Raw genomic sequence first — 10,989 nt, 5'->3', positions numbered from 1 at the left:
AGTTAATTTTTTATCAGGGAATATTAGAGTTCCAGGACTGTCAGCAGTTTCACAGATAGCTTATTATACATACTGAATTCAAGTCTTAACCCCAGTCTTAACCCCAGTCACTTTCGCTTGACAAAGTGGCTTTTTATAGAAATAACCTTTTAGATATCTTAATCCTATTACAGAGCAAAGTGAAAGTTCGGTAAAAATTCACTCACTAACTACCTGTGTTGCGAATTGCCTGATTTTCAAAAAGCAGTAAAAGTATTGTTATTAATGTGGGGCAGGAAGATATCGTCCTTCTTCACGATGTATATCAGATTACAGTGGAAGCGGCTTCCCGGGATTTTATATAATTGATCAGTAGCTTGGCAGATGGAGAAAGAGTATGGTTTTTTGTCCAGACCAGTGAAGTATAGGAAGAAAAACAGGGATTATCCAGAGTTTTAATAGCAATATCTTTGCTTTCGGCCATATATTTGGACAAAGATGAAGAATCATAAGGCATGACTGCGATTCCCAGATCCTGACCAGCCCAAAGGAGCATAGTGTGGATATTGTTGGCTGTCCAGGTCACCTGGGCTTTAAGACCCGCGCTTTCAAGGGCATGTATGATGATAGAGCGGTGAGTGCTGTGAAGAATCAGAGGCGCATTATCCAGATCCAGAAGACTGATGCGGTCGGAACCCGGGGTAAAGTGATGAGCTCTTGCAACCGATACAAATTGATTTCTATGGTTCAGGCTTTCGATATAGTAATGGTCATACTGGTTGTGATCAAATGGTTCTTTTACGATTCCAAGTTCGATGGATTCATCATCAAGCATATTCAGAATACCGGCGGTAGTATCTTCGAAGACCTGAATATGGATGTCCTCATTGGAACGGTAAAATTCAGGCAGAGTTTTGGGAAGATATTCTGCAGCAGCAGAACAGATGGCTCCGATGCCCAAATTGCCTGATTTTCCGTTTTTCATATTAAGAAATGATCTGATGATGGAATTGTGATCTTTTAATATCTGATTGGCCTGTTGAAGTAAATACTGGCCCTCCGGTGTCAGCTCCATGCTTTTTGAGGTTCTGATGAACAAAGCGCAGCCAAGCTCATTTTCCAGCAGCTTCAGCTGCTGGGACAGGGGAGGCTGGGACATATTCAATTTTTTTGCAGCGGCAGTGATATGTTTTTCTTCTGCAATGACTTGAAAATATTTCAATTGTTTGATATCCATATGAGACCTCCCTATAAAAAGATATTAACATTATAGTTCTTCTTTTGTGAAAAAACAATAAAAACTATCCGTAAGCATTCTGAAAATATTGGGATAAAATCTACAATATTTTTGTGTAATTTTTTTGTAAAGATGAAAAATGGCATAAAAAAATATTATCCATATGAAAAACATATAGATTGATTTGTAAAATGTATTAGCCTGATAAGAAGGAGTGTGCTATACTTCGTTACATAATTGCTGCAGGAAAACAAAGGCGTGCTGACAGGTGTTGGTATGCCTTTGTTTCTTTTAATTTCGGCGGACCAGTGGAAAAGGAGGGAAAGTGTATGGATAACTTTATTATCACCATTGCACGGGGGTTCGGAACCGGAGGAAGAGAAATTGCTTCCAGACTGGCAGATGAGTTGAAAATTCACAGCTATGAGAACCGAATCCTAACTTTGGCATCTCAGATGAGCGGATACGATGAGCATTATTTTATGGAAGCAGATGAAAAGCTGAACGGATCCTTGTTAGCGGCAAGACTGGCGGGGTTGCCGAAACTGTTTTCTCCCAGGCCCAATACGTCTGCATTCGTATCCAATGAAAAGCTGTTTGAATATCAGAAGCGGATTATTGGGGAATTGGCTGATACGCAGTCCTGTATTATCGTAGGAAAGTGTGCAGATTATATTCTAAAGGAAAGAAAGAATATAGTAAGTGTTTACATAGAAGCTCCCAGGGATTACTGCATTGCCCGGGTGGTGGACCGAATGGACATCGCACCAGAAGAAGCGGAGCAGCTGATCGTCAAAACCGATAAATACCGGGCTGATTACTATAAGTATTATACAGGAGGAAATTACTGGACCAATCCGGTCAATTATGATGTGACCTTAAACAGCGCACGGCTGGGAGATGAAGGGTGTATTGAAATGATAAAGAAGTGCCTGAAACTGAAGATGGGAGAAAAATGGTATGAGGAATATATGAGGAGCATCAGTTAAAAAGCAGGATTCCGAAGCGGGAATGTGAAGAAAACACATTTCCGTTTTTTATTTTAAATAGGGAGGAAAACTATGAAGGAACTTGAATTTGTAGAAACGGAAGCGGAAGAGCTGAAAGCTTTTATGTTTGAGATACATCGCAAGATCTGGGAATATGCAGAGATATCAGACGGTGAGTTTGAATCCTCAGAGCTGTTATGCCAGGTGCTGGAAGAAGAGGGGTTTTCCGTCCGTAAAAATGTTTGCGGAAGAACCACCGCATTTATTGCAGAATTTGGAGAGGGACATCCGGCTGTTGGCTTTCTTGGGGAATATGACGCGCTTCCAGGGCTCAGCCAGGAGGCGGGATATCCCATAAAAAGACCTGTAGAGGGAGCGGCCTGCGGCCATGGCTGCGGGCACAGCGCCTTGGGAGTGGCATCCCTCATTGCTGCATTTACGGCAAAACGGTATCTGGAAAAAACCGGAGAGTCGGGGAAAGTAATCTATTATGGTTGCTGTGCAGAGGAGGGAGAGGGGGTAAAGCCTCTCATGGCCCGGGACGGCGAGTTTGAGGATACGGATTGTGTTTTTGCCTGGCACCCGGCTTCAGTAAATGGAGTTACCAATACCGAAATGATCGCAGTGAAGACCATTCATGTTACTTTTGACGGAACAACTTCCCATGCGGGGGCGGCGCCTCACTTAGGCCGAAGCGCTCTGGATGCCTGCGAACTGATGAATGTGGGAGTAAATTACTTGAGGGAGCATGTTATCCAGGAAGCCAGGCTTCAATATGCATATCTTGATACCGGCGGAACTGCGCCGAATGTAGTCCAGGACCATGCCAAGCTGATTTATGGAGTAAGGGCGCCAAGAATTTATCAGGCGGAGGAAATTTTAAAGAGAGTGATCCAGTGTGCAGAAGGCGCTACACTTATGACAGGAACCGGAGTCCGGATAGAGCCGCGTATGGGGTATTCAGATGTTTTCCAGAATTTTGTTACAGCCAGGATTTTAAGTGATGCAGCTCAGGAAATTGGGGCGCCTGGCTGGACAGAGGAAGACTATCAGCTGGCAAAAGCTTTCACCGATCAGTATAATTCTGTTCAGAAATCAGAAATGGAAGCCCTTATCGGAAGGCGATACGGGACGGAACGGTTGAAAGAGGTGGAAGAGCGGCCCCTGGATACAAAGATGGATGGATTTGATGAAAAACAGCATTTTATGATTTATGGCTGTTCCGATGTGGGAGATGTGGGATATGTGACGCCTACAGCATCTTTGTCGGTGGCAACAGGAGCTTTGGGAACACCGGGGCATTCCTGGTTTATGACCGGAATGACAGGGTCTTCCATAGGAGAAAAGGGGCTTTTGTGTGCAGGAAAGATCATGGGGCTTGCGGCTGTTAAGGTATTTAAAGATCCCGGGCTTCTTAAGGGGGCTCAGGAAGAAAGGATCGGGAGGACCGGAGGAATTTATAAATGTCCTATGTATGGTTAGCAGAAGCATGAAGTTCATGAAGCTTATGGATCTTAAAGATCTTATAGATCAGGAAAGGATGGGAACAGCATGATAGATGCAAAAACATTTGTTGAAGAGAGTATCGAAAAAAAGAAAGAAGAATTTATAGAAGTCAGTGCTGCTGTATGGGAGTATGCGGAGGGCGGCTATCAGGAATACAAGTCGGCGGATCTGTTATGCAGGACTTTGGAGAAAGAGGGCTTTGCAGTAACAAGAAACCTGGCGGATATAGAAACTGCATTCAAGGGGGTCTGGGGAAGCGGTCCTCCGGTTGTTGGACTTTTGGGAGAATTTGATTCTCTTCCTGGTTTAAGCCAGAAAGCCGGATGTCCGGTACATGATCCTCTGGCAGAGGGAGGCAGAGGCCACGGCTGCGGCCATAATATGCTGGGAACCGGATGTCTGGCTGCGGCAGTTGCCATCAAGGAATACTTACAGGCCGCCGGGAAACCGGGAACTGTCATATATTTTGGGACTCCGGCTGAAGAAATCGGTGCAGGAAAAACATTTATGGCAAGGGAAGGGGCCTTTGACGGTGTGGATTTTTTCTATACCTGGCATCCCGGAACCACCAATGAGGTGGCGAACTGTCATATGGTAGCAAATTATTCAAGGATATACAGGTTCAAAGGAGTGACCGCCCATGCAGGAGGGGCGCCCCATCTGGGAAGAAGCGCTCTGGATTCCGTGGAGCTTATGAACGTGGGAGTGAATTACTTAAGAGAGCATGTGATTCAGGAAGCAAGAATTCATTACGCCTACCTGGATGCAGGCGGGACGGCACCTAACGTGGTTCAGGATCATGCAGCAGTGAAATACATCATCCGTGCCCCTTATATCTGGCAGTTGGACGAAATCACCCAGCGAATCGACAACATTGCAAAAGGAGCAGCTCTGATGTGCGGAACGGAGGTATCCTATGCGACAGAATCTGCTTATTCCAATTATATTCCCAATGAAGTGCTGGCAAAGGTGATGTCAGAGGCAATGATTTCAATCGGAGCGCCAGAATGGACAGAGGAAGATTACGAACTGGCTAAAAAATTTGCAGATTCAGTCAGTGATAACTGTAAATCAGATGCTATGCAGCTGATCACCCGCCGTTACGGAAAAGAAAAGCTGGAAGAGAAGCTGAATCAGCCGCTGGATGATATGGTAGCACCATATGATCCGGACCACCGCTTGATCCTGACAGGATCCACGGATGTGGGAGATGTGGGGTATGTGGCGCCAACGGTGATGGCAAGTGCGGCAACGGCAGCCTTTGGAACTCCCGGCCATTCCTGGCAGATTACGGGGCAGGGAAATTCGCCCATCGGCCATAAGGGAATGCTTCTGGCGGCAAAGACCATGGCGCTGGCCTCTATACAGGTAATGGAAGATCCTCAGATTCTGGCAGATGCAAAAGCGGAATTCATGAAAAAGAACAATGGTGTCTATGACTGTCCTATGGAAAAGGGGGTAGCCGCTCCTAAGTTTATATCTTAATTTAACCGAATCAAGAAAGTCCCCCGCTTCAAATGCGAAAAACAATAAGCGGTGGGTGGGGGACTTGCTTGTATCAGGTGGAGTACAAGCTCCACCTGATGAGCAGCGATAGCTGCTATTCGGTTATGAACAAGTAGCGAAGCGGATTGCGAATATCCGCTTGACTCATTTGGAGGTGGTCCTTATGGCGAAATATATACTGAAAAGAATTATGCAGGCAATTCCCGCGTTTTTAATTATAACGGCAGTTGTGTTTTTCCTGTCCAATATGGCGCCGGGAAGTCCTTTGGATATGATCAAGGCAGGAGGAGAGCTGACCAAGGAAGCAGAAGAAGCGCTTCGGGTCCAGTACGGGCTGGATAAGCCGGTGGCAGTCCGGTATTTCACCTGGCTTCTGGCTGTATTACAGGGAGATTTCGGGATCTCCACAAGAACCCAGCAGCCGGTATGGAATCTGATTTCAGAAAGGATCATTCCCACATTGATCTTATCCCTGTCTTCTCTTGCTGTTTCGTTATTGATTGCCATTCCCATCGGGGTCATGGCAGCAGTAAAGCCTTATTCCATATGGGATAATATATCTTCTTTCCTGTCTTTCATAGGAGCCGCTGCACCCAATTTTTTCATTGCCCTGATTCTGGTATACGTTTTCGCTGTGAAGCTGGGAGTGCTGCCGGCCATGGGAATGTATTCCGGAAATAAAAATAACGATCTGGGGGATTTGATCAGGCATCTGGTTCTGCCCTGCTTTGTCATGGTGATACAGATTCTTGGGAATTTTGTAAAGCAGACAAGAGGAAGCATGTTGGATGTGCTGAATGAGGAGTATGTAAAAACAGCAAGATCCAAGGGGCTTGCGGAAGGAACGGTAACAGTTAAACATATTTTACGGAATGCATGGATTCCTATTGTTGCTTCCATTGGAATGACGGTCCCTCTTTTGGCCGGTGGCGCCACGGTGACGGAGCAGGTATTTGGCTGGCCCGGAATGGGAAGTCTTTTGATTCTTTCCATCAGCCAGCGCGATTACAATACCATCATGGGGATCACCATTCTTATAGCCGTTGCGGTCCTTATAGCAAATCTGCTGATCGATCTGGTTTACGCATATCTGGATCCTCGAATCCGTCTGGACTAAGGGAGGTGCATGACATTGAAAAGAAAAAGTGAATTTATCCGGCATTTCCGAAAGCATAAGCTGGCTGTGATCAGCCTGGTTATTGTCATATTGGAGATAATCGGGGTCATAGTGCTTCCCGTTGCATTGAATCTGGATCCCAATTCCATTGACGGAGCAGCCTTTAACCAGGCGCCGGGGACTGCCCATCTTCTTGGAACCGATGAAGTAGGCCGTGACATTTTTGCCAGGGTAATAAGCGGCGGCGGAATTTCTATTCTGATCGGTTTTCTGGCAACAGCGGTAAGCGTTGCGGTGGGACTGCCTCTGGGCCTGATTGCAGGATATTACAAGGGGAAAATTGAAACGCTGATAATGCGTCTGGCAGATATTTTTATGTCATTTCCTGCCATGGTCCTTATTCTTGTATTTGTCGCGGTATTTGGTTCATCTGTTCCCATTATTATTTTGCTGATCGGAATCCTTAACTGGCCCGCGGTGGGAAAACTGATTTACAGCAATGTACTATCGGTCAGGAGCAAGGAATATGTGGAAGCAGAATATGCCATTGGGACCGGCGACAGGAAAATTCTTTTTGAAACCATACTTCCCAATTCCATCGCACCCTTGTGGGCAACTCTGGCATTCCGCATTTCGAGTGCCATGATCACGGAGTCGGCATTAAGCTTTCTGGGAGCGGGTATCCAGCCGCCTCAGGCTTCATGGGGGAATATTATCCAGGCGGCCACCAGCCTGATCGTACTGACAAAACGCTGGTGGATCTGGATTCCCGCAGGACTTTGTCTGGTAGTTACCATTGTATGCATCAACTTTGTGGGGGAAGGGATCCGGGATGCCCTGGATCCGAAAATGAAACGATTGTAAGGAGGCGGCGGATATGGCAGAAACAGTATTAAATGTGCAGCACCTTCAGGTGAAATTCAGGGTAAGCAAAACAGAAACCTTAACGGCCATTCAGGACGTGACTTTTTCTGTGAAAGAAGGGGAAACGCTTGGAATCGTAGGAGAGTCAGGATGCGGGAAGAGCGTTACTGCCAATACGATTCTCCGGCTTTTACCGGAAAAGACGACAGTCATTGCAGGTGGAAGCATTAACTTTGAAGGCCAGGATCTAACAATGCTTTCTTTAAAGGAAATGAGAAAAGTCAGAGGCAATAAGATATCCATGATTTTTCAGGAGCCTATGACATCTTTAAATCCGGTCTACCGCATCGGAGATCAGATGGTGGAAATGTATCAGGCAAACAACAGTATCAGTAAAAAGGAAGCCTGGAAAAAGGCGGCGGGAATGCTTGAAAAAGTGGGAATTCCTTCTCCGGAACAGAGGATGCATGAATTTCCCCATAACCTGTCGGGAGGTATGAGGCAAAGGGTCATGATTGCAATGGCTTTATCCTCAGAGCCGGCGCTTCTGATTGCAGATGAGCCCACAACAGCTTTGGATGTGACCATTCAGGCCCAGGTTCTGGAGCTGATGAGGGATCTTCAGAACCAGATGAATACGGCGGTCCTGCTGATCACCCATGATATGGGGGTGGTGGCGGAAAATGCGGATTATGTCTTGGTCATGTATGCCGGTGAAGTTGTGGAATATGGAAGTGCCAGATCCATTTTTAAGAACAGCATGCATCCTTATACCATGGGACTGCTGGAATCCATTCCAAGACTGGACCAGGATACGGACCAGCTTAATACCATTGACGGCACGGTTCCTTCTTTAAGCCAGATGCCGAACGGCTGCCGTTTCAGCAACCGGTGCCGCCTCTGCATGGACCGGTGCAAGGAGGAAACACCGGAATTAAGGAAGATGGAAGAAGGACATCAGGTAAGATGTTTCCTGTATTAGCTTCGGATGGATGAGGAGGTTAAAATATGGCGGAGAATAAACCATTGCTGGTAGTTAAAGATTTAAAAAAATATTTTTCTGTTAAGAGTGAAAAAAGCAGAAGAAAGCTTACTTTAAAAGCGGTGGACAGTGTGGATCTGGAAATTTTTCCTGGAGAGACCATAGGGCTGGTGGGAGAATCCGGCTGCGGAAAGTCCACTTTGGGTCGCGCCATTCTGGCCCTGAATCCGGCAACCTCGGGAAGCATTCAGTTTGAAGGACAGGAGATCGTGGGAAAAAACAGAAAGCAGCTTCGTTCTTACCGGAAATATATGCAGATCATTTTTCAGGATCCCTATGCCTCTTTAAATCCGAGGAAAACAATTTTTGAAGCCGTAAGAGCACCTCTCGACGCGTTTAAAATGGGCTCGGAAGAAGAGGTCAGGAGAAAGACAGAAGAAATTCTGAAATTCGTGGGAATGGGAGAATATCAGTTTTACAAGCTTCCCCATGAATTATCCGGAGGCCAGCGGCAAAGAGTTGTAATTGCCAGAGCAATGGTCCTGGACCCTAAATTCATTGTCTGTGATGAGCCGGTATCTGCTCTGGATGTGTCGGTACGTGCCCAGGTGCTGAATCTGATGAAGTCTGCACAGAAAGCAACGGGGGTATCCTATTTGTTTATTTCTCATGATATGAGTGTGGTCCGTTATCTTTGTGATAAAGTCGCAGTCATGTATTTGGGACAGATTGTGGAATTCGGCAGTAAAAAAATAATTTTTGACAATCCGCTTCATCCCTATACCCAGGCACTTTTATCGGCTATTCCAGTACCGGATGTAGACCGTGTTAAAAAGCGGATCGTGCTGCTGGGGGATGTTCCAAGTCCCTTATATCCACCCTCAGGCTGCCGGTTTCACAACCGTTGTACTTATGCGAGAGAAGCCTGTTCCGGGCTGGAATATGGTCTTGTGGACATGGGAGAAGGGCATCTGGTGGCATGTCCTTATTCACAGGAACGAAAGGCTTATTAATTCCTGATATTTTTTGCAGGATAAAACAAATAAAAGGAGGAATTGTTTATGAAAAAAAATAATTTACGGAGAGCTGCTTCACTTATACTGGCTGCAGTTCTTTCCGCCTCATTGCTGGCCGGCTGTAAGGGCAGCTCGGGAACACCAGCTTCAGGAACAGGGGAAACGTCTGCAGCGGGAGGAACCTCTGGGGCAGGAGCAGAGGGCAGTTCGGATTCCGCCATGGCGGTTACCATGGGAATGGGGTCGGCATGGGCGGATTTAATTCCTTACAATGGAGCTTCGGGCGGCTATTACAGCCAGCTGGTACTGGGACTTTTGTATGACAGACTGTTTTATGTATCCATGGACGGAAGTGTTACCCCAAGAAATGCAGGCAGCTGGGAAATAGCTGATGACCGTCTGTCCATTGTCTTTCATCTGAATAAGGAGGCGGTGTGGAGTGACGGGGAGCCGATAACGGCAAATGATTATGTATTTGCAGCAGGAATGATCACAGATCCGGCATGTACGGCAAACCATACCTTTATGTACAGCATACTGACCGGGGTGGACAGCAGTGGCAAAAGAACCGGAACAGCGGAAGAAATCGGTGCGGAGGCTGTGGATGACTACACCTTAAAGTACACTTTCCAGGGGCCCATATCCCAGGATGTAACCTTCCCTTCCTATCTGTATCTGTACCAGCCTCTTCCTGAGCACTTATTAAAGGATACGGCACCGGCTGATTATGTAACGAATGCTCTTTGGAACAATCCGGTAGGCAGCGGACCTCTGGTTTTTGAAAGCACGATTGCGGGAAGCGAGCTGGTAATGACTTCCAACCAGAAATATTATCTGGGCGCACCGCAGTTTGCAAAGTTTAAGATCACGGTCATGGCGAACTCCAATATGGCCTCCGCATTATTAGCCGGTGATATTGATCTGGCATATCCGCCTATGAGCGTGGATGACATTAATTCCCTGGAAGGATCTGCAAACTTAAATGTTGCCCATCAGGAAGTGGCGGCACAGCCGTATATGCTGATGGTAAACAATTTGTCCTATACCGATCCCAGGATCCGTCAGGCACTGAGTCTGGCAATTAACCGGGAAGCTATCTGCACCATGCTTCAAAAGGCAGCTCCGCTGGAATCCCCGATTATGGCCGGTACCAAATACAATGACAGCTCCATTACATACAAATACGACCCGGAGACAGCAAAAACCCTGCTTGAAGCCGCAGCAGCCGATGGTTCCATTGATCTTGCAAAAGGAGTTACTCTTCACACGCCTTCGGGAGCAAGAGAAAAGGTTGCCAACATTATGCAGCAGAACTTTGAAGCCATAGGATTAAAGACGACCATCAAGGTAGAAGAAGCAGCCACCATGTTTGCGGGCTTCTATGACGGCACTACGGAAATGGGTCTTGTTAACATGACCATGCAGTCCAATCCCATGTATTTAAAGAGTATGCTGACGCATGAATCCGCATCCTTTATCAACTGGCCGGATTCTACCTGGGATGACTACTATACCAGCTTTATGAAAGCAGAAACAGATGATGAAAGAGTATCCATTGTGAAGGATATGCAGAAGGAATGGCTGGAGCAGGAGCCGATTATCTTCTATGCAGCCACCTATGAGGATTATGCATTTAACAAGAGGCTGGGAGATGCCATAGGCCTGGAAGATCTGGGCCTTGGAAATATACCGGTCTGGACCTGGAAGACCCAGGAATAAAGACGGGCTGATCTTAGCGGGATAGGAAAAGGAAAGCAGCATGGGCAGTCACGCTTATGCTACTTTTCACATAA

Annotated in this window: 9 protein-coding genes; 8 read left to right on the top strand and 1 reads right to left on the bottom strand. The window is 46.5% G+C overall.

Annotation, left to right across the window (positions count from 1 at the left end; translation table 11 throughout):
- Positions 1 to 304: 304 nt before the first annotated feature.
- The gene (locus RT269_RS21280) at positions 305 to 1,216 is read right to left on the bottom strand and encodes a LysR family transcriptional regulator (protein WP_313185623.1); all 912 of its coding nucleotides are present in this window, start codon (positions 1,214 to 1,216) and stop codon (positions 305 to 307) included.
- A 329-nt stretch (positions 1,217 to 1,545) separates the two neighbouring features.
- Between RT269_RS21280 and RT269_RS21275 the strand changes: the two genes are divergently transcribed.
- From RT269_RS21275 to RT269_RS21240, 8 genes are all read left to right on the top strand, one after another.
- The gene (locus RT269_RS21275; protein ID WP_313185622.1) at positions 1,546 to 2,205 is read left to right on the top strand and encodes a cytidylate kinase-like family protein; all 660 of its coding nucleotides are present in this window, start codon (positions 1,546 to 1,548) and stop codon (positions 2,203 to 2,205) included.
- Positions 2,206 to 2,277: 72 nt separating this feature from the next.
- Positions 2,278 to 3,687: an amidohydrolase gene (locus tag RT269_RS21270; protein ID WP_313185621.1), complete on the top strand. Its 1,410-nt coding sequence runs from the start codon at positions 2,278 to 2,280 to the stop codon at positions 3,685 to 3,687.
- 69 nt (positions 3,688 to 3,756) lie between these two features.
- Entirely contained in the window at positions 3,757 to 5,196 is a 1,440-nt protein-coding gene (locus tag RT269_RS21265; RefSeq protein WP_313185619.1) for an amidohydrolase, read from the top strand.
- 184 nt (positions 5,197 to 5,380) lie between these two features.
- Positions 5,381 to 6,334, top strand: coding sequence for an ABC transporter permease (locus RT269_RS21260; RefSeq protein ID WP_313185617.1), 954 nt, complete (start codon positions 5,381 to 5,383; stop codon positions 6,332 to 6,334).
- 15 nt (positions 6,335 to 6,349) lie between these two features.
- Positions 6,350 to 7,198, top strand: a complete 849-nt coding sequence (locus tag RT269_RS21255) for an ABC transporter permease (protein WP_331664208.1) — start codon at positions 6,350 to 6,352, stop codon at positions 7,196 to 7,198.
- Positions 7,199 to 7,211: 13 nt separating this feature from the next.
- Positions 7,212 to 8,180 carry an ABC transporter ATP-binding protein gene (locus RT269_RS21250; protein ID WP_313185613.1) on the top strand — a complete coding sequence of 323 codons (969 nt, stop codon included), beginning with the start codon at positions 7,212 to 7,214 and terminating at the stop codon, positions 8,178 to 8,180.
- Between the two features lie 26 nt (positions 8,181 to 8,206).
- On the top strand, positions 8,207 to 9,193 hold the full coding sequence (locus RT269_RS21245) for an ABC transporter ATP-binding protein (RefSeq protein ID WP_313185612.1): 987 nt from the start codon (positions 8,207 to 8,209) through the stop codon (positions 9,191 to 9,193).
- 48 nt (positions 9,194 to 9,241) lie between these two features.
- Complete coding sequence (locus RT269_RS21240) at positions 9,242 to 10,915, top strand: ABC transporter substrate-binding protein (RefSeq protein WP_313185611.1); 1,674 nt, start codon at positions 9,242 to 9,244, stop codon at positions 10,913 to 10,915.
- Positions 10,916 to 10,989 lie beyond the last annotated feature (74 nt).

This window comes from Lacrimispora sp., assembly GCF_032078915.1.
Classification (GTDB): domain Bacteria; phylum Bacillota; class Clostridia; order Lachnospirales; family Lachnospiraceae; genus Lacrimispora.
This window is presented reverse-complemented; position numbering and strand designations above follow the sequence as displayed.